The sequence below is a fragment of the Acidovorax sp. GW821-FHT10A04 genome (assembly GCF_059415825.1).
The window spans coordinates 81507-101719 of record NZ_JBWKNZ010000005.1 but is presented as its reverse complement, the minus strand read 5'-3'; the positions used below and the strand labels follow the sequence as shown (position 1 = coordinate 101719).

The 20213-nt window shown below is 68.7% G+C and carries 19 protein-coding genes; 12 read left to right on the top strand and 7 right to left on the bottom strand.

Going from position 1 to position 20213, the window contains the following annotated elements; translation table 11 throughout:
- Positions 1–2 precede the first annotated feature (2 nt).
- Entirely contained in the window at positions 3–1016 is a 1014-nt protein-coding gene (locus tag AC07PF_RS12655) for a tripartite tricarboxylate transporter substrate binding protein (protein ID WP_494612103.1), read from the bottom strand.
- Between the two features lie 219 nt (positions 1017–1235).
- On the opposite strand from AC07PF_RS12655, the gene AC07PF_RS12650 reads away from it, so the two are divergent.
- On the top strand, positions 1236–2120 hold the full coding sequence (locus AC07PF_RS12650) for a LysR family transcriptional regulator (protein WP_007851339.1): 885 nt from the start codon (positions 1236–1238) through the stop codon (positions 2118–2120).
- On the opposite strand, the gene chrA is transcribed toward AC07PF_RS12650, so the two are convergent.
- On the bottom strand, positions 2106–3488 hold the full coding sequence (gene chrA / locus AC07PF_RS12645; protein WP_494612102.1) for a chromate efflux transporter: 1383 nt from the start codon (positions 3486–3488) through the stop codon (positions 2106–2108). The genes AC07PF_RS12650 and chrA overlap by 15 nt on opposite strands.
- A 23-nt stretch (positions 3489–3511) precedes the next feature.
- Positions 3512–4405, bottom strand: a complete 894-nt coding sequence (locus AC07PF_RS12640; RefSeq protein ID WP_494612101.1) for a chromate resistance protein ChrB domain-containing protein — start codon at positions 4403–4405, stop codon at positions 3512–3514.
- 201 nt (positions 4406–4606) lie between these two features.
- On the opposite strand from AC07PF_RS12640, the gene AC07PF_RS12635 reads away from it, so the two are divergent.
- The gene (locus AC07PF_RS12635; protein WP_494612100.1) at positions 4607–5107 is read left to right on the top strand and encodes a GNAT family N-acetyltransferase; all 501 of its coding nucleotides are present in this window, start codon (positions 4607–4609) and stop codon (positions 5105–5107) included.
- Between the two features lie 20 nt (positions 5108–5127).
- Here AC07PF_RS12635 and AC07PF_RS12630 read toward each other — a convergent pair whose 3' ends face one another.
- On the bottom strand, positions 5128–6843 hold the full coding sequence (locus tag AC07PF_RS12630; RefSeq protein WP_494612099.1) for a hypothetical protein: 1716 nt from the start codon (positions 6841–6843) through the stop codon (positions 5128–5130).
- 126 nt (positions 6844–6969) lie between these two features.
- On the opposite strand from AC07PF_RS12630, the gene AC07PF_RS12625 reads away from it, so the two are divergent.
- Entirely contained in the window at positions 6970–7440 is a 471-nt protein-coding gene (locus AC07PF_RS12625) for a VOC family protein (protein ID WP_494612098.1), read from the top strand.
- An 18-nt stretch (positions 7441–7458) separates the two neighbouring features.
- Here the strand turns inward: AC07PF_RS12625 and AC07PF_RS12620 are convergent, their stop codons facing one another.
- Both AC07PF_RS12620 and AC07PF_RS12615 read right to left on the bottom strand, forming a co-directional pair.
- On the bottom strand, positions 7459–7899 hold the full coding sequence (locus AC07PF_RS12620; RefSeq protein ID WP_035202609.1) for a GNAT family N-acetyltransferase: 441 nt from the start codon (positions 7897–7899) through the stop codon (positions 7459–7461).
- 22 nt (positions 7900–7921) lie between these two features.
- Positions 7922–8821: a LysR family transcriptional regulator gene (locus tag AC07PF_RS12615; protein WP_494612097.1), complete on the bottom strand. Its 900-nt coding sequence runs from the start codon at positions 8819–8821 to the stop codon at positions 7922–7924.
- Positions 8822–8934: 113 nt separating this feature from the next.
- On the opposite strand from AC07PF_RS12615, the gene AC07PF_RS12610 reads away from it, so the two are divergent.
- The 5 genes from AC07PF_RS12610 to AC07PF_RS12590 all read left to right on the top strand — a co-directional run bounded on the left by AC07PF_RS12610 (position 8935) and on the right by AC07PF_RS12590 (position 13630).
- Entirely contained in the window at positions 8935–9933 is a 999-nt protein-coding gene (locus AC07PF_RS12610) for a tripartite tricarboxylate transporter substrate binding protein (protein ID WP_494612096.1), read from the top strand.
- Positions 9934–9958: 25 nt separating this feature from the next.
- A complete protein-coding gene (locus AC07PF_RS12605; RefSeq protein ID WP_494612095.1) occupies positions 9959–10864 on the top strand; it encodes an alpha/beta fold hydrolase in 906 nt (301 codons plus the stop codon).
- A 36-nt stretch (positions 10865–10900) separates the two neighbouring features.
- A complete protein-coding gene (gene leuC / locus AC07PF_RS12600) occupies positions 10901–12319 on the top strand; it encodes a 3-isopropylmalate dehydratase large subunit (protein WP_494612094.1) in 1419 nt (472 codons plus the stop codon).
- Complete coding sequence (gene leuD / locus AC07PF_RS12595) at positions 12316–12981, top strand: 3-isopropylmalate dehydratase small subunit (RefSeq protein ID WP_494612093.1); 666 nt, start codon at positions 12316–12318, stop codon at positions 12979–12981. The genes leuC and leuD overlap by 4 nt, the downstream gene beginning before the upstream one ends.
- Positions 12982–13069: 88 nt before the next feature.
- Positions 13070–13630: a YcxB family protein gene (locus AC07PF_RS12590; RefSeq protein ID WP_494612092.1), complete on the top strand. Its 561-nt coding sequence runs from the start codon at positions 13070–13072 to the stop codon at positions 13628–13630.
- 25 nt (positions 13631–13655) lie between these two features.
- Here the strand turns inward: AC07PF_RS12590 and AC07PF_RS12585 are convergent, their stop codons facing one another.
- Complete coding sequence (locus AC07PF_RS12585; RefSeq protein ID WP_494612091.1) at positions 13656–14660, bottom strand: PhnD/SsuA/transferrin family substrate-binding protein; 1005 nt, start codon at positions 14658–14660, stop codon at positions 13656–13658.
- A 393-nt stretch (positions 14661–15053) separates the two neighbouring features.
- On the opposite strand from AC07PF_RS12585, the gene AC07PF_RS12580 reads away from it, so the two are divergent.
- From AC07PF_RS12580 to AC07PF_RS12565, 4 genes are all read left to right on the top strand, one after another.
- Complete coding sequence (locus AC07PF_RS12580; RefSeq protein WP_494612090.1) at positions 15054–15908, top strand: hypothetical protein; 855 nt, start codon at positions 15054–15056, stop codon at positions 15906–15908.
- 16 nt (positions 15909–15924) lie between these two features.
- Entirely contained in the window at positions 15925–16410 is a 486-nt protein-coding gene (locus tag AC07PF_RS12575) for a hypothetical protein (RefSeq protein ID WP_494612089.1), read from the top strand.
- A gap of 290 nt (positions 16411–16700) precedes the next feature.
- On the top strand, positions 16701–17960 hold the full coding sequence (locus tag AC07PF_RS12570) for a hypothetical protein (RefSeq protein ID WP_494612088.1): 1260 nt from the start codon (positions 16701–16703) through the stop codon (positions 17958–17960).
- A complete protein-coding gene (locus AC07PF_RS12565; RefSeq protein WP_494612087.1) occupies positions 17957–20185 on the top strand; it encodes an ATP-binding protein in 2229 nt (742 codons plus the stop codon). The genes AC07PF_RS12570 and AC07PF_RS12565 overlap by 4 nt, the downstream gene beginning before the upstream one ends.
- Positions 20186–20213 lie beyond the last annotated feature (28 nt).

Sequence of the window (20213 nt, the reverse complement as noted above, 5' to 3'; positions counted from 1 at the left end):
CGTCATTGCGGCTGCAGGTTGATGGAGCGCGCGATCTCGCGGTAGCGCGCGGTCTCGCTCTCGAAGAAGGCGGTGGATTCCGCCAGCGTCATCGCCGGCGATGCCACCATGGACTGGGCCGCCAGCTGGGTATGCACCGTCGGGTCCTTGAGCGCGCGGCCGATGGCCTGGTGCAGGCGCTGCACCACGGGCTCGGGCGTCTTTTTGGGCACCATGAAGCCGGTCCAGATCTTGTACGAGAAGTTGGGCAGGGTCTTGCCCTCGCTCACGGTGGGAATGGTCTTGAGCATCTCGGAGCGCTGTGCGCCCAGCTGGCCGATGATCTTCAGGCGCCCCTGGTCGGCCATGGCGCCCATGGCCGAGCTGTAGACCAGCACCGCAAAGTCGAGCTGCCCGCCGCCCAGGTCCTGCAGCAGTGGTGCGTTGCCCTTGTAGGGGATGTGCTGCATGGTGGTGTGCGTGGTCTGCTGCACCTTCTCCAGGATCAGGTGGTAGAGCGAGCCGATGCCGACGCTGCCGTAGGACAGCGGGTCCTTGCCCGGCGTGCGCGCCAGCGCGATGAGTTCGTCCACGCTGTTCACGCCCAGGTCCTTGCGCGTCACGAACACCATGGCCGCATCGGACACCGGATGCACCAGACGGAAGTCCTCGGTGCGCAGCTTCACCGCGGCATTGGCCAGCGGCGCCAGGATGGCCTCGTTGGGCGAGCCCTGGAAGATGTAGTAGCCATCGGCCGGCGCTGCCAGCACCTTCTGCGCGGCCATGGCGCCGGCTGCTCCGCCCAGGTTCTCCACGATCACCTGCTGGCCCAGCTCGCGGGTCATGGGGGTGTTGAGGATGCGGGCCATCGCGTCGGACGGGCCGCCCGCGGGGTAGGGCACCATCAGGCTCACCGGCTTGGTGGGGTAGGCATTGGGCGCCTGGGCCCAGGCGGCCAGGGGGCTGGCGCCCAGCACCAGGCCCGTGAGCCCGGCCAGTGTGGCAAGCAGGCGCTTCATCGCAGTCGTTGTGTTCATGGATCGATCCCTTGCGGAAAAATTGGTAGGCGGCCATGGCATCCATGGCTTGCGTTTCTTCGACACCCTCTGGCCTGCCACGCGGCTCTTTGGGGGCGCGTTTTGCAGGTCAGCCGGGCCATCTTAGGATTGGCCTATCTGCGCGTCCAATGCATTGCAAAGTGGGTTAGCATGAGTTGAAGTTATTCAATTTTCTTGCACCAGAAGGGGGCAATCGGCATGACTTTGGTGCAGCTTCGGCACTTCATTTCGCTGGCGCAGACCGGCTCGTTCAGCAAGTCGGCCGAGGCCATGCACCTCACGCAGCCGGCGCTCAGCCGCAGCATCCGCTCCATCGAGGACGAGTTGGGCCTGCCCCTGTTCGACCGCATTGGCCGGCGCAGTGAACTCACGCCGTTTGGCCGCCAGGTGCTGCAGCGCGCCCAGCGCCTGGTGGACGACGCGGCCGAGCTGCACGCGCTGGGCCAGCGCATGCGCGAGGGGGAGGGCGGCGCCATCCGCATCGGCCTGGGCTCGGGGCCCGGCGCGCTCTTGATGACGCCGCTGCTCATGCAGGTGGCCACACGCCACCCCCAGCTCACGCTGGAGATCTCGCGCGGCAGCACCGACCGGCTGGTGCAGGCGCTGCGCGACCGCCAGCTCGATGCCCTGGTGATCGACGCGCGCTCGCTGCAGCCTGCCACCGACCTGCGCACCGAGCTGGTCTGCGAGATCCGCGGCTCCTTCATGGTGCGGCGCGGCCACCCGCTGCTGCGCAAGCGCGGCGGCGTGCGCTTCGAGATGCTCAAGGACTACCCCATCGCCTCCACCCCGCTCAGCGACGAGGTGGCACGCCGGCTCATGGAAACCTATGGCCCCGAGGCGCACCCCGCCGCCTGCGTGACCCTGCGCTGCGAGGAGATACCGAGCCTGGTCGAGGTGGTGCGCAAGAGCGACGCCATCCTGCTGGCCGTGCGTGCCGCGGCGCCCGACCTGGTGGAACTGCCCATGGTGCCCGGGGAGATCACCACCGCGCTGTTCGGCCTGGTCACGCTGGCCGGCCGCAGCGAGGCTCCGGCCATGCCCATCGTGCGCACGCTCGTGCAGGAGCTATTGAAGGACTAGCCGCAACGCCAGGCCTGCCAGCGCGCAGCCCCCCAGCAGGGGCAGCACCCCGAGCTTGAAGCGGAACAGCGCCAGCGCGGCCAGCAGCGTGATCGCGACGGAGGCCATGTCCACCCCGCCCGCAAAGCCCTGGGGCCACCACACGTGCCAGGCGAAGAACAGGGCCAGGTTCAGGATCACGCCGACCACAGCCGCCGTGATGGCGGTGAGCGGTGCGGTGAAGCGCAGCTGGTTGTGCGTGGTCTCGATCAGTGGCCCACCCGCGAGGATGAAGATGAACGAGGGCAGGAAGGTGAAGAAGGTCACCACCGAAGCCGCCAGCGCGCCGGACCAGAAGGCCGCGTCGGGCCCGAACAGGTTGTGCAGCCAGCCGCCTACAAAGCCCACGAAGGCCACCACCATGATCAGCGGGCCCGGCGTGGTCTCGCCCAGGGCCAGTCCGTCGATCATCTGCCGGGCGTCGAGCCAGTGGTAGTGCTCCACCGCGCCCTGGAACACATAGGGCAGCACCGCATAGGCGCCGCCAAAGGTCAAGAGCGCCGCCTTGGTGAAGAACCAGCCCATCTGAGTGAGGGTGCCCTGCCAACCATAAAGCGCCAGCAGCACTCCCATGGCCGCCAGCCACAGGCCGCCCCCCACGGCCAAGACCTGCGCCAGGCGCCGGCGGCTGAACAGCGCATGGGCCGGCGTGGGCGTGTCATCGTCGATCAGCGCCGGCCCATAGCCGCGCTGGGCGCCGCCATGCCCGCCGGCCGTGAACAGCTGGGGCCAGCGCCGCCCGGCCAGGTGGCCGATGAGCGCCGCCGCCAGCACGATGGCCGGGAAGGGCACGCTGAACGCCATGATGGCCACGAAGGCCGCCGCTGCCAGGCCCCACAGCCAGCGGTTGTGCAGTGCGCGCGTGCCGATGCGGTGCGCCGCATGCAGCACCAGCGCCGTCACCGCCGGCTTGATGCCGTAGAAGATGCCCTCCACCACGGGCAGGTGCCCCCAGGCGATGTACACCCAGGACAGCAGCACCAGTAGCAGCAACGAGGGCAGCACGAACAGCGCGCCCGCCACCAGCCCGCCGCGCGTGCGGTGCATCAGCCAGCCGATGTAGGTGGCCAGTTGCTGCGCTTCGGGGCCGGGCAGCACCATGCAGAAGTTGAGCGCATGCAGAAAGCGCTTCTCGCTGATCCAGCGGCGCCGCTCCACCAGTTCGGTGTGCATGATCGCGATCTGCCCGGCCGGCCCGCCAAAGCTGATGCAGCCGAGCTTGAGCCAGAACCACAGGGCCTGGGTGAACGGTACATCGGTGGGGCGTGCATCGCCGTCGGGGGCATCGGCCCCGCTGACCACGGCTGCCGCGCTGTGGGTGTCTGTCATCGTCGGGGTTCCGTTCAAATCGGTCATGCCTGCACCGCCTGCGGTGCCCAGTGGTGGGTTTCCTGCGGTCCGCTGACCCCTTGGCGGCACCAGGCATACAGCGCGTCGTACAGCGGCATGGCGGCTGCGAGCATGGCCATGTCGTCGCCTGCGTGCAACTGCGAGAGACCGAGCGACACGGCCAGCAGCCCTGCGGCCTGGGGAGCCAGCTGGAGCTCGTCGGTATCGGCGGCGCGCACGATGCGCGCCAGTGCGGCGAGGGCCGGGTCGGCCTGCAGGCCGAAGGCCGAGAGCAGCGCGTCGAAGCTGCACAGCGCGCCCGCGTGCGTGATGGGCGCGCCGGGAATGTCGTAGGCCACGGCACGGAGCCGCTGCGCATCGGGCAGCACCTGGGCCGCGTCCACGTAGAGAAACTCTGCGCGCGGGTCGATGAAGCGGCGTACCAGCCAGGGGCAGGCAATGCGGTCGATCTTGGGCCGCGCGCGGGTGATCCAGCGCGACGCAGCCGTGCCGTCCACCCCCAGGTCGGGCCGCTTGCGCACCGCCAGGGGCCGCATGGCGCGCCAGCGGGCCAGGTCCTCGGGCGTGTCGACGCCGGGCTCGCCCCCCTCGAATCCGCCCGCCAGGAAGCTGGCGTTCCAGCCCGCCTGCCGCAGCACCGCCGCCGCCTCCCGGCTCACGGCGTGGCCGTACACGCAGTACACGACGGCCTCGCGGGGCGGGGCGCTGGCTGCCAGGGCGGCGATGTCTTCGGGTGTGCAGTGCCGCGCGCTGGCCAGCAGGTGCGCGCTCTCGTCAAAGCGAGGCCGCCGGCGCACATCCAGGACAAGCGGAGCCCCGGGCGTGCCGATGCGCGCAGCGAGATCCTGGGGAAGAACGGAGAAGGAGAAAGGGGCGTTGCCCATAAGGGTGTCCACGGATGATGACTCCGGCAAAGAGTGATCAGCACTTGGATGGGACACCATCTATCCGTGAGGATTCGGGAGGCTGGTTTCCCGATGTGCAAATCTTAGCAGGAGTTTTTGGCACGGCGATGCCATTGCCTGGCACACGTCTGCTCTGGCCCATGGTGCCAAGTGGCTAAGATGGCTGCCCTTTGCACCGCCGCCCTGCGCCCCATGTACATCGACCAAGCCACCGCCCACGACCTGGATGCCGTCGTCTCCACCCTGCAGGAGGCGGCCCAGTGGCTGCAAGGCAATGGCCGGCCCCTGTGGTCCCCTGCAGACTACAGCGCCGAGCGCATAGGGCGTGACATTGGCGCCAGCGCCTACTGGATTGCGCGTAGCGGGCCAGGTCCAGGCGCAGCGGTGGCCGGCGTCATGCGCCTGGACCCGGAAGACCCGCACTATTGGCCCGAGATCGCACCTGGCAGTTCCCTGTACCTGCACAAGCTAGCGGTGCGCCGTGCCTGGGCGGGGCAGGGGGTTTCAACGGCTTTGCTGCGTTTTGCGCGCGAGCGAACACTGGTCTTGCAGCGGCCCTGGCTGCGCCTGGATTGCGTTGCGGACCGCCAGGGGCTGCGGTCGCTCTACGAAGGCTTCGGTTTCGTGCTGCACAGCGAGGTACCCAGGGGGACCTGGGCACTGGCGCGGTACGAAATGGCGGTTACGGGGTAGGGGCAGGGTGCCCGAGGCGTTCATGCCGCGCCCGGTCCCCCCAGCACCATCGCATTCCATTCCCGCAGCGTCCTGTCTTTTTCCTCGGACGACAGTTCGTCGGCCTCTTCGCGCCGCAGCAATTGCTCCAGCATGGGCAGCAGGTCCTTGCGCTGCGATTGCTGCTGCAGAGGTTCCTCCACGGTGTCCACGACCTTGTTGAACTCCACCTTGGTCGTGCGCAGGAATTGCGATGCGGTCTGCGTGAGCAAGGCGCGCACGGGCTTGTCCTTATCGTAGGCCAGCTCCATGCGGGTGCTGCTGTGGTCCTCGACCTGGGTGTAGTAGTAGTTCTGGGTGGCCGAGTCCGAGCTGAGTTCGGGCTCGCGCCGGGAGCGCAGCGAGCGGTGGAAGGCCGCGCTCAGGTCGGAGGTCTGCGTCTGCGTGATGGCGCGGTTGGCGGCTGAGCCGCCCGAGATCTGGGTCGACTGTTCGAGCTTGTAGTCGAAGATGTCGATCTCGTTGGTGTGGCGCGGGTTGATGGCGCGGCGGTTGGTCAGGAGGCTGGCCTTGAAGTCCGCCATGCCCGTGAGCAGGCTGTGGTCCTCTTCGCTGAAGGCGTCGGCATCGCTGGTGATGTCTGCTGGCCGCACCCTGGTGAGGCCGCTGGCCTTGTCGCCGGCCCCGTAGCCGCCGTGCAGGGCCGCGAAGGAGGACTTGAACAGGTCCACCAGCTCCTGGTTGCCGTTGCCGCGCTCGGCCGCCTTGTCGACGCGGCTGAGGTACTGCTGCACGGCCCGGGCCTTTTGCTCGGCGCTGCCCCAAATGGCACTCTGGCGCAGGTCGGTCTTCACGGTGGCCGTGCCCTTCAGCGTCTTGAGCTCGATCTCGCGGCTGTCGGCGCTGGCCGTGAAGCGCGTGCCCAGCACCATGGCACGCTCGCCCTTCTCGTTCAAGCCATAGATCTCGCTCTTGAGCTCCACCCGGGTCAACACCTTGCTGTCGAACTTCATCAGGCCGTCGAGGTTCACCAGCGGCGGTTCCCGCGTCAGGCCCTCCATGGCTTCATCGAAGCCCTTGGCCAGGGACTGCAGCGCCTGCTGCTCCTGCGGCGTGAGGTCGCCCTCGACGTCGATCTGCACCGTGATGCCCGACCCCGTGCTGACCGGCAGGCGCTGGTCGGCAATGGAAATGCGCACCGAAGCGCCCGACTGGGTCTTGATCGTCAGCGCGGCGCTGGCGCTGGGGCTGGACCGGATGGCCCATTGCGCATCGGCGGCCTTGCCCTGGATCTTGTCGGGCGAGTAGGCCGCCGCCACGTTCACGATGGTCTGCCGGTAGCTGCTGCCCGTGCTGGCCACCTGCTCCAGCAGGGCCGAGCCCAGGCCGGCAAAGCGGGCGCTCTGGCTGGTGGCACTGGCGTTGCGGCCGATGATCTGGTCCACGGCCGTGGTGGGGGCCTGCTCCCAGACCTGCATCCGCCCGTTGCGGGTCTGCAGGTTCGCCAATGCCTCGTAGGTCACGTCCACGGTCTGCAGCGACGAGGGGTACTGGGTGACATGGAGAAATCGGGTATCGCCCGAGGCCGCAGCTGCAGGCGCGAGGGGGGCGGAGGCGGTGAAGGCCGTCGTTGTGACGGCCGCCGTGTCTCCACTGGAGGGGATTGCAAGGGCTGTGCTCGGTGCGGCGGCGGCCTTGATGGTGGCGCTCTGTGTGCCCAGGGCTGCTGCCGGAGAGGAAAGACTGACGGCACTCATTTTCTGGTTCTTGGTTTGTTGATGCGGTTCCGGTTGTTATCGGCAGGGCTTGAGAAAACTGAAGGCCCGTGCCGACCTGTGCGAAGCTCTGCACCCCCGACAAAAAATGAGGAGTGATGGCAAGCCATGGACCTGAAATTCAGCCACGTCGATGTTCTGGTGGGCAACCTCGAAGCGGCCTGTTCCTACTACGCGCGAATCTTCAGCGCGCGCGTGTCCAGGACCCTGGTATGGGACCGTGGTGGCCTGCATGTGCGCTATGCCGTGGTGATGTTCGGTACCGAGCGCTTCATGCTCGTGCAGCCCATCGCTGGCAATCTCAGGGAGCTGTTGGACAGGCAGGGCGAGGGCACGATCTACCGCCATTGCTACTCCACCCCCGACATCGAGGCTGCCTATGACGAACTGGTGGCCGCCGGTGTGCAGCCGGAGGATGAAAATGGCAATCGCCTGGACCGTGATGGGCTGCGCACACCCAGCGGTACCCGCATCCTGTGGCTGCCCAAGCGGTTTGGACACTTCTCGATCGAGCTGCTGGAGGCGCGGGAGCTTGAGCGCTTTATCGCGGAGCTGTTTGCGGACAGCAGCGCCGCGTAGCGTATCTCTGCATGGCGCTCAGGGCCGGGCAATGAAGGCCTGCTTGCCCTGCCGGTCGAAGCCCGCCGTTTCATAGAACTGCAGCGTGGCTTCGTCCTTGCGTCCGGTCATCAGCATCACTTTGTAGCAGCCCTGGCTCCAGGCGAACGACAAGGCATCGTGCAGCACGGCCTTGGCGTGGCCGTGTCCTCGGTGATCGGCATGGGTCACCACGTTCTCGATCAAGCCATAGGGTCGGCCACCGCGCGTGAGGTTGGGCACGATGGTGATGGTGCAGCTGGAGACCAGTTGGCCGTCCACATAGGCCCCCGCATACCGGTAGCGGGGGCTGCCCAGCAGCTCGTTCCAGATCTGCTCCAGTGCGTCGCCATCGGGCGGCGGCTCGTCGTCGGCATGCAGGTGGCCATAGAGCGCCAGCAACTGCGGCAGCTCGGACCGTGCGATGGGGCGAATCTCCATGCCTGCATTCTGCATGGGCCGTTCACCCCACCCGCCGCGCGCCGAACCACTTGCCCAGGAAGTCCGCCAGCGCCCGTGTCTTGGCCGACAGGTCGCTCTTGGTCGGGTAGACCAGCGTCACGTCGGCCGCGGGCAGGGCCCAGCCAGGCAGCACGGGGGAGAGGCGGCCTGACTCCAGATAAGCCGCCACATCCCAGTGCGAGCGCATGAGCAAGCCATGCCCGTCCAGCGCCCAGGTGGTGGCCGCTGCGCCGTCGTTGGTGCTGAGCATGCCGCGCACCTTCACGGTCTCCTGCCGCTCGCCCTGGCGCAGGTGCCAGGTGCCATAGGTCTCGTCGCTCTCGCGGATCACGATGCACTGGTGGGCCAGCAGGTCGGCGGGCTGCACAGGGTCGCCCGCCTGGGCCAGGTAGGCCGGCGATGCGCACAGCACGCGCTGGTTGGCCATGAGGCGGCGGGCCGTGAGGCGCGAGTCGGGCAGGTCGCCGAAGCGCACGGCGGCGTCGAAGCCTTGTTCCACCAGGTTCACAGGCCGGTCCGTCAGGTGCAGTTGCACCTCCACTTCGGGGTAGGCGCGTGCGAAGGCCGAGAGGGCGGGTGCGATGTGCACGCGGCCAAAGCCCAGCGTGGCGGCCAGCTTGATCAGGCCGCGCGGCGAGCTGCGCGCGCCGGCCACCGTGCGCTCCAGCGCCTCCAGGTCACCGAGGATGCGGGCGCCGTCCAGCAGGTAGGTCTCGCCCTCGGGCGTGAGGTGGATGCGCCGCGTGGTCCGGTGCAGCAGGCGCACGCCGAGGCGGTGCTCCAGCTGCGCCAGGCGCCGGCTGACCGCAGGCGGGGTGATGCCCATCTGCTGTGCGGCAGCGGCCAGGCTGCCTTCCTTCATGAGCAGGGCAAAGAAGCGCAGGTCCGAAAAGCCGTCCATGGGTGTCTTATTCGTGCTTTGGATTTATGAATGAAGTAATTTTGACGGTATTTATGGCTTTTGACATCACTCATAAGATCCAACCCACAACAAGTACCGCAGGAGACAGACCCATGACGAAGCTTTCCCTTCCTCGCCGCCGCCTGGCCACCGCCGCCGTGGCCGCCGCCACGCTGGCCGTGCTGGCATCCCCCGCTGCCATGGCCCAGGGCGCTGCCTATCCCAACAAGGCCATCAAGCTCGTGGTGCCCTATGCACCTGGCGGCAGCGCCGACATCGCGGCGCGCCTCATCACGGACGAGTGGGGCAAGGCCCTGGGCGGCTCGCTGTTCATCGAGAACAAGGGCGGCGCCGGCGGCAACATCGGTGTGGACATGGTGGCCAAGGCCGCACCGGATGGCTACACCATCGGCCTGCAGACCGTGTCGCTGGCCATCAACCCCGGCCTCACGGCCAGGATGCCCTACGACACCCTGAAGGACTTGGCCCCCATCGGCATGGTGGCCAGTTCGCAGCACGTGCTGGTGGTCAACAACGCACTGCCGGCCAAAAACCTCAAGGAACTGATCGCGCTGCTTAAGGCCAAGCCGGGGCAGTATTCCTATGGCTCGGCCGGGGCGGGCAGCACCTTCCACATGTCGGCCGAGCTGTTCAAGGCCGTGGCCGGCACGCCCATCGTGCACATCCCCTACCGCGGCGGCGGCCCGGCCATGATCGACACCATGTCGGGCCAGGTGGCGCTGAGCTTTCCGGTGCTGTCAGCCGCGCAGCCGCATGTGCAGGCGGGCAAGCTGCGGGCCCTGGGCGTCACGGGCACCAGGCGTTCCCCCCTGATGCCCGACGTGCCGACCATTGCCGAAGCCGGCCTGCCGGGCTACGCTTTCGAAACCTGGTTCATCGTGTTCGCGCCAGCCGGCACGCCCAAGCCGGTCGTCGACAAACTCAACACCACCTTGAACCAGGCACTCAACACCCCCGCGCTCAAGGAGCGCATGGCCAAGGACGGATTCGATCCCATTCCATCGACCCCCGAGCAGGCCCGTGCGCGGCTCGAGAAGGAGATGCCGCAGTGGGCCAAGCTGATCAAGGAACGGGGCATCACCGCCGAATAGGCCCCGCCGCAATTCCAACGACACCATGACCACGACGACCCCGCTCTTCCCAGGCTTTACCCCGTACCGCGTGCCCACGCCAGACGGCCAGCACATCCACGCGCTGGTGGGCGGCACGGGCCCGGCCCTGCTGCTGCTGCACGGGCACCCGCAGACCTCGGCCATCTGGCACAAGGTGGCGCCGGTGCTGGCCCAGCACTTCACGCTGGTGCTGGCGGACCTGCGGGGCTATGGCGATTCGGCAAAGCCCGCCGGTGACGCGGAGCATGCCCTGTACAGCAAGCGCACCATGGCCGCCGACATGCTGGCCGTGATGCAGCACCTGGGCCACCCGCGCTTCACCGTGCTGGCCCACGACCGCGGCGCCCGCGTGGCGCACCGCCTGGCGGCGGACCACCCGGCCGCGGTGCAGCGCATGGTGCTGCTCGACATCGCGCCCACGCTGGCCATGTACGAACAGACCAGCAATGCCTTTGCGCGTGCGTACTGGCACTGGTTCTTTTTGATCCAGCCCGCGCCGTTGCCCGAGCGCCTGATCCAGGCCGACCCCGCTGCCTACGTGCGCGACGTGATGGGCCGGCGCAGTGCGGGCCTGGCCCCGTTCGACCAGCGGGCCCTGGCCGAGTACGTGCGCTGCCTGGGCCTCCCCGGCACGGCCCATGGCATCTGCGAGGACTACCGCGCCGCCGCCGGCATCGACCTGGTGCACGACCGCGCCGACCGCGAGGCGGGCCGCCAGCTGGCCATGCCGGTGCTGGCCTTGTGGGGCGAGCAGGGCGTGGTGCACCAGTGCTTCAAGCCCCTGGCCGAATGGCAGCGTGTGGCAGCCGACGTGCGCGGCCATGCGCTGCCCTGCGGTCACTACATCGCCGAGGAAGCGCCCGATGCACTGCTCGACGCGGCGCTGCCCTTCCTGCTCTCCGGCCGGTAAGACAGCACACCACAACGACAACTCCCCCCGATGACCATGACCACCCCCACGACGCTGTACCAGAAGCTGGTCGCATCGCACACCGTGGCCGTTCTGGACGAACAGAACGTGCTGCTCTTTTGCGACCTGCACCTGATGAACGAATACACCAGCCCCCAGGCCTTCGCCGGCCTGCACGAGGCCGGGCGCGGCGTGCCCGTGCCGGGGCAGAACGTGGCGGTGGTGAGCCACATCATCCCCACGCACCCGGTGCGCTTGCGCACCATCCAGGACCCGCCCTCGGCCCTGCAGGCCAGCAACCTCAAGGCCAACTGCGACCGCCACCACATCCCGCTGTTCGACACCAACGACCCGCTGCAGGGCATCGAGCACGTGATTGCGCCCGAGCATGGCATGGTGCGCCCGGGCATGGTCATCATCTGCGGCGACAGCCACACCACCACCTACGGGGCGCTGGGCGCCTTGGGTTTCGGCATCGGCACGTCCGAGGTGGAGCATGTGCTGGCCACCCAGACCCTGGTCTACCGCCTGGCCAAGGACATGCGCATCCGCGTGGACGGCACGCTGCCCACGGGCACCACCGCCAAGGACCTGATCCTCATGGTCATCAGCCGCATCGGCGCCCAGGGCGCGCGCGGCTATGTGGTGGAGTTCTGCGGCAGCGCCATCAGTGCCCTGTCGGTGGAGGCGCGCTTCACCCTGTGCAACATGGCGGTGGAGGCGGGCGCCCGCGGCGCGCTGATCGCCCCCGACGCTACGGCCATCGACTATGTGCTGGCCAAGGCCCCCGACATCACCGGCGACGTGCGCACGCAGGCCCTGGCCCACTGGGCCACGCTGGGCAGCGACGCGGGCGCCGTGTTCGACGTGGAGCATGTGTTCGACGCCAGCGGCGTGGCCCCCTTCGTCACCTGGGGCACCAGCCCCGACCAGGCCATGGCCATCAACGCCACCGTGCCCCGGCCCGAGGACATCACCGACGCCGTGCAGCGCAGCAGCGCCGAGCAGGCCCTGCGCTACACGGCCTTGGCGGCAGGGCAGCCGCTGGCGGGCGTGCCGGTGCAGCATGTGTTCATCGGCTCGTGCACCAATGCGCGCATCGAGGACCTGCGCGAGGTGGACCGCATCGTCGGCAGCCGCCACGTGGCCAGCGGCGTGCGCGCCATGGTCGTGCCCGGCTCGGGCGCCGTGAAGGCCCAGGCCGAGGCCGAAGGCATTGCCGCGCGCCTGGTGGCCGCGGGCTTCGAGTGGCGCCAGCCCGGCTGCTCCATGTGCCTGGCCATGAACGACGACGTGCTGGCCCCCGGCCAGCGCTGCGCCTCCACCACCAACCGCAATTTCGAGGGCCGCCAGGGCCGCGGCGCCATCACCCACCTGATGAGCCCGGCCATGGCCGCCGCCGCCGCCATCACCGGCTGCATCACGGACGTAAGGACTTTGGAGGTGACTGCATGACCGCCGACAACAACAGCACCGTGCGCGGCCGGGCGGCCCTGCTCGACATCGCCAACCTCGACACCGACCAGATCATGCCCAAGCAGTTCCTGCGCGGCATCGACAAGTCGGGCCTGGCGCCCGGCCTGCTGTACGACCTGCGCTTCGACGGTGCGGGCCAGCCGCGGCCGGATTTCGTGCTCAACCAGCCGGCCTTTGCCGGCACCGACGTGCTGCTGGCCGGCAGCAACTACGGCTGTGGCTCCAGCCGCGAGCATGCCGTGTGGGGCATGCAGCAGTACGGCTTCAAGGCCGTGGTGGCGTCGAGCTTTGGCGAGATCTTCTACTCCAATGCCATGAACAACCGCCTGCTGCTGGCCATGGTGGGCGAGGCCGATGCCCAGGCCTTCATGCGCGAGGCCCGTGCCAGTACCGGTCCCTTGGCCATGGAGATCGACGTGGAGCAGCGCCAGGTGCGCACGGCAGGGCACAGCGCCCCGTTCACCATCTCCGAGCGGCACCGGCGCATGTTCCTCGATGGGCTGGACGTGATCGGTGCCTCGCTGACCTACCAGGCGCAGATCGACGCCTTTGCCCAGCGCCACTGGGCCGCGCAGCCCTGGGTGAAGGACGTGGCGCGGCGCACGCGCGAGCGGCTTGGCTCGCAGGGGCCCCAAGCGTGACATTCTGCGCACCCGGGTGTCAGCGCCTGGGGGGCGGGGGGCGACAGGTCTCCTATAGTGGTGGATCGCCCTTCGCCATCCCATGTCCATGCAGACCTTCACCCTGACCCGCAGTGACTACGTCCTGGCCCATGCACGCACCACGGCCCATCTCCGGGCCCTTGCCAGTCGCAGGAGAGCCGCCTCGGCGGCAGGGCAGGGGACGGTGCGCAAGGCCCTGGTCCCGTTGGCGAAGGTGGCAGCATGGCTGCTGGTGTTTGCAGTCACCTGGGTCTTTTTGCAGACCCGTGACCCCGGCTCGCGTGCCATGGGCTATGTGGTGTGCGCCGCCATCACGGCAGCGGTGACCCTGGTTCTGGCCTACGTTGCTGGCGTGGCGATGACCCGGCGGCAGTTGCAGGAGCAACTGTCGGACGATGGCAGCACGCTGTCCCCACAATCCGTGGTGGTCAGCGAATCGGGTATCGAGCAGCATGCCAAGGGCGCCTTCTCGCGCCTGGACTGGGCGTTCTTCATCGCCCGGCAGGAGGACGAGGCCATGTTCTACCTGTTCGTCGAGCCCGGCATGTGCATGATGGTTCCCAAGGCCGTGCTGTCGCCCGAGGCGCAGGCGCTCATTGCGCACCACCTGCCCCTGGCGGCCACCTGACCAGTGGCCCCGGGGCCGTCTGTCCTCAGGGCTTGGCCGCCTTGGCTGCAGCCTGCGCCTTCTGGGTCTTGTTGTAGACCTCCATCACGGTGGCGAAGTCGCGCTCGAAATTGATCGCCAGGAAGCTGTCGTTGCCCGGCAGCAGCTGGCGCAGCTTGGGCGAGAAGCTGTAGCTGTAGGAGCACTTGGTCACGCGGGCCTGCACTTCGGGCGAGACGTCCTTGCCCAGGGTCCAGGTCTCGGTCATGAAGGGCGGGCTCTCCCACAGCGTGCGGATGCTCGACCCCTTCACGTCGCCCTTGACCACCATGCGCTGGTACAGGTCGCTGGCCACTGCGGCGGCCGGGTAGAAACCGTGCATCACCCCGGTCACGGAGCGCTCATGGCCGTTGGAGAACACCACCTCGTAGTTTTGGTCGGGCACCAGGCCCAGTGCGGGGAACAGGGCGCGCGGCGCCAGGTTGCCCGAGTTGGAGGTGGGCGTGGTGTGCGCGATCTTCTTGCCCACCAGGTCCTGCGGCTTGGTGAAGGGGCTGTCCACCCGCGAGATCAGGATCAGCTTGTACGAATTGCGCTGCCCGCTGGCCTTGTTGCCCGGCACGCCGAAGGGGGCGGGCTGGCCTGCGGCCACCAACTGCGGCACCAGGCCGGGGTTGACCTGGGCGAGCTGCACCTTGCCGGCGATGATGCCGTCGATCAGCTCCTTCTCGCCCAGCGTGTCGATGTTCACGCTGCGTTCCAGCGACTCCCCCTGCAGGTTTTGCAGGTCCATGTTGCCGCAGCGTGCCAGGTGGTTGAAGTAGTCACCCCAGATGAGCATGGTCTCGCTCTTGGCGTAGGTCTTGGGCATGGCCACGACCAGCTTCTCGCGCGTGCCGCCGAACAGCGGGGCGGCGGGTGCGGTGGCCGGCCGCGCAGCAGGCGCCTTGGCGGGCGGGGTGGCCGTGGTCTGTGCGGCCACGGGGCCCAGCAGCAAGGTGGCACCCGACAGCAGCGCGCACAGGCGCGCATCCAGTGGCTTGGCAAACATGGTGTTCTATCTCCCTCGGTTCGTTCTGTAGGCGGCAACGCAAGGCCACCGGGCAGCGCAGGCCGGCCGGGATGGCCGGGCGCTGAAGGAGGCTGTTGTGCGTTGGGAATGGATGCCCTGCGGGCGGCCTGCGGCGGCACGGTGGTGCGGCGCGGGCGCTGAACGGGTGGCCAGTATGCATGAGACGACCGGGGTGTTTGTAACCTTGGCGACTCGCGAGGCCGCGGTGTGGCGCGCGTGCCCAAGTCCACCGGCCACGGCCCGGTTGACGCGCTGTCAAGCGCCGAAACGGCGGCCATGGACAAGGTGGAGAGGGCGCAGCACGCGCGGCGCGGCAACAATCCAGCCACTTCGCAGCCCATCCCGATCGCCACCCGACTCCACCATTCCACCATGTCCCAAAACGCCCACACCCTGCACCTGTTCTTCGAGGACCCGATCCGGCTCAAGTACGCCCAGCTGGTGTACCAGTACATCGCCGAGGGCAACACCGCGGAAGCCACGCGCTGGGCCGGCAAGCTGGGTGTGGACCTGGCGGACCTGTGGGATGCCGAGTGGTTCAACCAGCAGGTCACGGCTGCGCCCGGCTACCTGCAGCTGAACTTCGACACCGGCACCAGCGACCCGTTGCCCCTGTCACCGCTGGCGGCTCTGTTCGGCCACGGCCTGCAGGCCGCGGTGCTCGACGTGTTCTACGACCAGGTGGGCGAAACCCAGCGCATGTACTTCGACAAGGGCCAATGGGTGCCGCGCCAGTACTTCCTGGCGCTGTACCCGCACCTGCAGGCCATCGTCGAGCCCGCGCACGACCCGGACGATGGCGACGAACCCGGCGAACGCGCAGCCGCCGACGCGCACGACCCGGCCAAGCCCATGTCCGTCGCCCGCCTGCTCAAGGACGAGGCCAAGAAGCGCAAGGAGGCGCAGGAAGCCGCCGAGGCCTTCGTGGAAATCGCCAAGAGCATGGGCAAGAACGGCGTCAAGAACACCGTGGATGGCGTCATCGGCGTGCTGGTGCTGGGCTCGGCCCTCAAGGGGCTGCTGCACGCCGCGGTCTTCACCGTGGTCACGGTGCTGCTGTTCAAGGGCCTGTGGTTGTGGCTGGGCCTGGGCCTGGTGCTGGCCGTGGTGTTGCCTATGTATTACGCGGCGCGCACGCACCGGGAGATCAAGGGCGATGACGACGATGGCGACGACGACAGCAACAACGACAACGGGGCGGGCGAGCCGGCCACCGCCAGCCGCTGAAGGGAGGGACAATCACATGCTGACACAGATCGAATGGTGGGGCGGGGTGATCTTCGTGCTGGGCGCACTGACGTACCGGCTGGTGATGGGCGCGCTCGAAAAGAGCGAGGGCTACGACTGGTACCGCTGGCTGATGCGCCTGTTCTTCGTGCTGCCGGGTGTGCTGCTGGCGGGGTACTTCTACCCGCTGGAGCGCCTGGAACTGCAGTACGCCTACCTGGGGCTGCTGGCTCTGGCGCTGCTGGTGCTGGCGGGCGTGCTGGTGCAGGAGGTCACGGGCGATGCCGAATCGGACAAGGACAAGGCCGCAAAGGCCAAGAGGGAGGGAGAAGAAGCAAGAAAGCAGGGAGAGAAAGGCCAGGCCGAGGAGGAGGACGGTGAAGACGGGGAGCCTGGCTGGCTGATGACCACCGTGGGCGTTGCCGTGCTGTACAGCCCGGTGCTGACCGCCTGCGCTCTGGCCTGCCACAAGGCATGGCCCATGGTGCAAAAGCTGGGATGAAGCACCCCCTGAGTCGCTTCGCGCCTTCACCCCTCTCTCGTCTCGCTTCGCGAGGCGGGAGGGGGACGCTCCCAGCGCGGCGGTGCGGCCCTTGCGCGGGAGCACTGGCGTGGGGCGCGCCAGTTCCAAGGGCTGGGGGTGACGGGCGGCGCGATGTGCCACGGATGGCTGGCATGCACCAGCTTTTTGACGGCCGGCAGCCCTGGCACAGGAGACAATGCCTGCCGGAGGCCTCGGCCTCTTTTTGCTGTCCTGTCCAAACCCCCTTGCCGGCTTGCCGCCCTCCATCCATGGCCCACGATTCGTTCCCGGAGCTCCTGTCCCTCTACATGCGCCGCATCCGCGCAAGTGCCTCGGGGGTGGCCACCGAGATCGGCCTGAGCCGCGAGGCCGTGAACAACTGGCGCAACGGCATGTCGGCACCCAACGCCCGCTCGCGCGAGAAGGTGGTGGCCTGCACCCGCTACCTGCGCCTGACCGAGGCCGAGGCCAACCGCCTGCTCAGCGCTGCCGGCTTCGCACCCGAGTTTCCGCTGCAGGCCGAGGTGGAGGCCCCGGCCACGCCCGTGGGCACCGCTGCCCAGGGGGCACAGGGCGAACAGCCCTTCAGTGCTTTCCAGGCCCGGCTCTTCGCACAGCTTGCCCAGGCCATGCCGTACCCCATCTCCATGCTGCTGTCGCCCGCGCACTGGGGGCAGCCGCCCTTCCGGCTCGAACTGCTGCAGCGCGCGCGCCAGCAGTACGGCGCCGCATCGGTGCTGCATATCCAGCCGCCCTACAGCGTCAGCACTGCGCCTACCGAGTACTTCGCCGCCATCGGCCGCCAGTGCGGGCTGGGCGAGCTGCAGTCGGACTACGAGTTCGAATCGGCGCTGGAGCGGCGCCTTGTGGCCGGCGAGCGCCTGTTCTGCCTGGTCAGCCGCTTCGAGCAGGGCACGCCCGCGCTGCGCGAAACCCTGGCCGGCATCCTGCGCAGCCTGAGCGAGATGCACAGCGGCCGCCTGCACCTGCTGCTGTGCGGTGGCGAGGCGCTGGCCGACCTCAAGTACCGCAGCGGCGACATGTCGCTGCTCAACATCGCCCAGGTCAACCACTGGCCCGAGCCCACGCTGGACGACCTGGCCATCCTGGCGCGCCAGCGCTGGCCCGGCCACGACTGGCCGCAGCCCGTGCTGGCGCAGCTGCTGGACGCCAGCGGTGGCCACCCCGCGCTGTTCGAGGAAGGGCTGCAGTGGCTGGTGGAGCAGGGCGTGAATGCCACCCAGGCGGCGTCGGCTGCGCTGCGCACGCAGCTGGCCGGCAGCCCGCGCCTGTGGCAGACCTTTCTGCCGCTGGCGCAGGAGGGCGCCCCGCGCGAGCGCCTGCGCAGCCTGCTGCAGGCCGACGACCTGGGCCGTGCGCGCCCCTACCTGCAGGACGACGACCTGCGCCGCCTGTTCTGGGGCAACCTCATCCACGTGCGCGGCACGGGCGATGCGGCACGCCTGCACTGGCGCTGCGACACCGTGCGCCATGCGGGCCTGATGGTGCTGGAGGCGGCATCCTCATGATCGAGCAGCTGAGGTCCTGGATGACCTGGCCGGTGGCGCGCGCGCTGCTGATCGCCGGCGTCACGCTGTTCATCGGCAGCGCGCTGCTCACGCCCCACCTGAACCCTGCCACCCGCGGATCGGTGCGCACCTACGAGAGCATCGGCCCCGTGTGGGGCGAGCTGGTGCAGTGGCGCGTGGCCCTGGTGCAGGCCAGCCAGGAGCTGGGCCACTGGCCGCCGGACATCCAGAAGTACGCGCCGCAGGTGCCCTTTCCCAAGCTGCGCGTCACCTCGCCGGGGCCGCTGCGCCTGCAGGCCGACGTGATCAACGACCCGGCGCTCGGCCACCTGGCCGGCACCCAGGTGCTGCTGCACATGACGCCCGACATGTACCACTGGACCTGCCGCCCCGGCAAGCCGCCCATGCCTGCCGGCGCGCTGCCCATCAGCTGCGCCGCCGGCCCCGAAAGCCAGGATGGCAAGGGCGACGACATGGACCCCGAGGCGGTGCGCCAGAGCCGCATCGCCGCGGTGGAGGCGGCCGACCCCTTCGGCTGGCTGCGCAGCCTCATCAAGTGGTGCGCGCTGATCTTCATCTTGGGTGCCGTGGTGTGGGTGCTGCGCCACCCGCTGATCGGCCCCGCGCAACTGCGCCCCGAGAAACTGCTGCGCACCCCTGTCTCGCGCCTGCCACGCATCGACCAGTTGCTGCGCACCGTGGGCCGGCTGCGCGCCACGCTGGAGGCGGCCGAAGTCCGCACCAAGGACTGGCAGAGCGCCGTGCAGTTCGCGCACGACGACGCGGCCGACCAGTCCATGGTGTTGGCCGAGCGCGTGTCCGCCAGCAGCCAGGTCAGCCGCGACTGGGCGTTGCCCGGCCTGGTGTTCGAGTGGCAGTTTCCGCCCGACCTGCCGGTCTCGCTGGACCGCTGCCTGCTCTATGTACCGCAGCCCGGGATCGACGAAGCCACCGTGCTGCGCCAGCTGCGCGCTGCGCAGACCGGCACCGATGTGCTGCTGATCCTGTGCGACCACGGTACCGAGACCCCCTGGCCGCTGCTGCGCGCCCACACCGACGACGGCGCCAACCTGCACGTGATGGTGGACAGCGCCAGCCAGACCGAATGGCTGCTCGCACGCGAACCGCTGCAGGTGCTGCTCCGCCTGCTGGCAGCCCAGCTGCGCGTGACGCGCATCTCCCCCTACCAGACCCGCGGAGGGGTGACGCGCGAGGGCGCCTTCTTCGGGCGCGAGCAGCTGCTGGCCCGCGTGGTCAACCGCGAGCCGGCCAACTACCTGGTGGTGGGCGGGCGCCAGCTGGGCAAGAGCAGTCTGCTCAAGGCCGTGCAGCGCCGCCTGCAGGGGCACCCGCAGATCGTCTGCCACTACGTCTCACTGCGCGACCACCGGCTGTCGCCGCGCATGGCGCTGCAGTTCGGCCTGCCGGCCGACACGCCGCTCGAGGCCATCGTGGACCACCTGCAGGCCCAGTACACCGGCAAGCGCCTGTACCTGCTGATCGACGAGGCCGACCTGTTCTTTCGCGACGAGTCGGCCAACGGCTACCACCAGCTGTCCACCCTGCGCTCGCTCAGCGAAGAGGGCCGCTGCTGGTTCATGCTGGCCGGCTTCTGGGATCTGTATGCCACGGCCGTGCTCGACTACCAGAGCCCCTTGCGCAACTTTGGCGAGGTGCTGGCCATCGGCGGGCTGGAGCGCCCGGCTTGCAAGGCCCTGGCCACCGAGCCGCTGCGCCGCCTGCGCCTGGGTTTTGGGGGCGATGCGCTGGTGGAGCGCCTGGTGGATGCCAGCGGCCTGCGCGCCAACCTGGTCGCCATCCTGTGCCAGGAATGCCTGGAAGCTTTGCAGCCCGGCGAGCGCGTGATCGAAAAGCGCCACCTGGACCAGGCCCTGGCCTCCCAGCCCGTGCAGGACGCCCTGGCCGGCTGGGGCCGCCTGTCGCCCGACGACGCGGCCTGCCGGCTCGACCGCGTGGTGGTGTACCACGTCGCCCAGCAGGGCGAGACCAGCCTGGTCGCGCTGGCCGGCCTGCTGCAGGGCCATGGCGTGCAGGCCGACGCCCAGGCCCTGCGCCAGTCGCTCGCGCGCCTGCAACTGGCCTGGGTGCTGCGCCGCGACGGGGGCACCTACAGCTTTGCCATCCCGCTCATGACGGCGCAGTTCGAGCCCAGCGAGGTGGAGCTTTTGCTGCACCAGGAACTGGCGGTGATGGCCAGATCCTGACCAAGCCTTCTCTTTTTTTCTGACCTTT

Excerpts from the sequence above, each read along its gene's own strand:
- AC07PF_RS12585 (WP_494612091.1), bottom strand. The coding sequence starts at position 14,660 with ATGTTTGCCAAGCCACTGGATGCGCGCCTGTGCGCGCTGCTGTCGGGT.
- AC07PF_RS12565 (WP_494612087.1), top strand. The coding sequence starts at position 17,957 with ATGATCGAGCAGCTGAGGTCCTGGATGACCTGGCCGGTGGCGCGCGCG.
- AC07PF_RS12655 (WP_494612103.1), bottom strand. The coding sequence starts at position 1,016 with ATGAACACAACGACTGCGATGAAGCGCCTGCTTGCCACACTGGCCGGG.
- AC07PF_RS12635 (WP_494612100.1), top strand. The coding sequence starts at position 4,607 with ATGTACATCGACCAAGCCACCGCCCACGACCTGGATGCCGTCGTCTCC.
- AC07PF_RS12650 (WP_007851339.1), top strand. The coding sequence starts at position 1,236 with ATGACTTTGGTGCAGCTTCGGCACTTCATTTCGCTGGCGCAGACCGGC.
- AC07PF_RS12625 (WP_494612098.1), top strand. The coding sequence starts at position 6,970 with ATGGACCTGAAATTCAGCCACGTCGATGTTCTGGTGGGCAACCTCGAA.
- AC07PF_RS12570 (WP_494612088.1), top strand. The coding sequence starts at position 16,701 with ATGGCCCACGATTCGTTCCCGGAGCTCCTGTCCCTCTACATGCGCCGC.
- AC07PF_RS12620 (WP_035202609.1), bottom strand. The coding sequence starts at position 7,899 with ATGGAGATTCGCCCCATCGCACGGTCCGAGCTGCCGCAGTTGCTGGCG.
- leuC (WP_494612094.1), top strand. The coding sequence starts at position 10,901 with ATGACCACCCCCACGACGCTGTACCAGAAGCTGGTCGCATCGCACACC.
- leuD (WP_494612093.1), top strand. The coding sequence starts at position 12,316 with ATGACCGCCGACAACAACAGCACCGTGCGCGGCCGGGCGGCCCTGCTC.
- AC07PF_RS12575 (WP_494612089.1), top strand. The coding sequence starts at position 15,925 with ATGCTGACACAGATCGAATGGTGGGGCGGGGTGATCTTCGTGCTGGGC.
- AC07PF_RS12590 (WP_494612092.1), top strand. The coding sequence starts at position 13,070 with ATGCAGACCTTCACCCTGACCCGCAGTGACTACGTCCTGGCCCATGCA.
- AC07PF_RS12580 (WP_494612090.1), top strand. The coding sequence starts at position 15,054 with ATGTCCCAAAACGCCCACACCCTGCACCTGTTCTTCGAGGACCCGATC.
- AC07PF_RS12610 (WP_494612096.1), top strand. The coding sequence starts at position 8,935 with ATGACGAAGCTTTCCCTTCCTCGCCGCCGCCTGGCCACCGCCGCCGTG.
- chrA (WP_494612102.1), bottom strand. The coding sequence starts at position 3,488 with ATGACAGACACCCACAGCGCGGCAGCCGTGGTCAGCGGGGCCGATGCC.
- AC07PF_RS12615 (WP_494612097.1), bottom strand. The coding sequence starts at position 8,821 with ATGGACGGCTTTTCGGACCTGCGCTTCTTTGCCCTGCTCATGAAGGAA.
- AC07PF_RS12630 (WP_494612099.1), bottom strand. The coding sequence starts at position 6,843 with ATGAGTGCCGTCAGTCTTTCCTCTCCGGCAGCAGCCCTGGGCACACAG.
- AC07PF_RS12605 (WP_494612095.1), top strand. The coding sequence starts at position 9,959 with ATGACCACGACGACCCCGCTCTTCCCAGGCTTTACCCCGTACCGCGTG.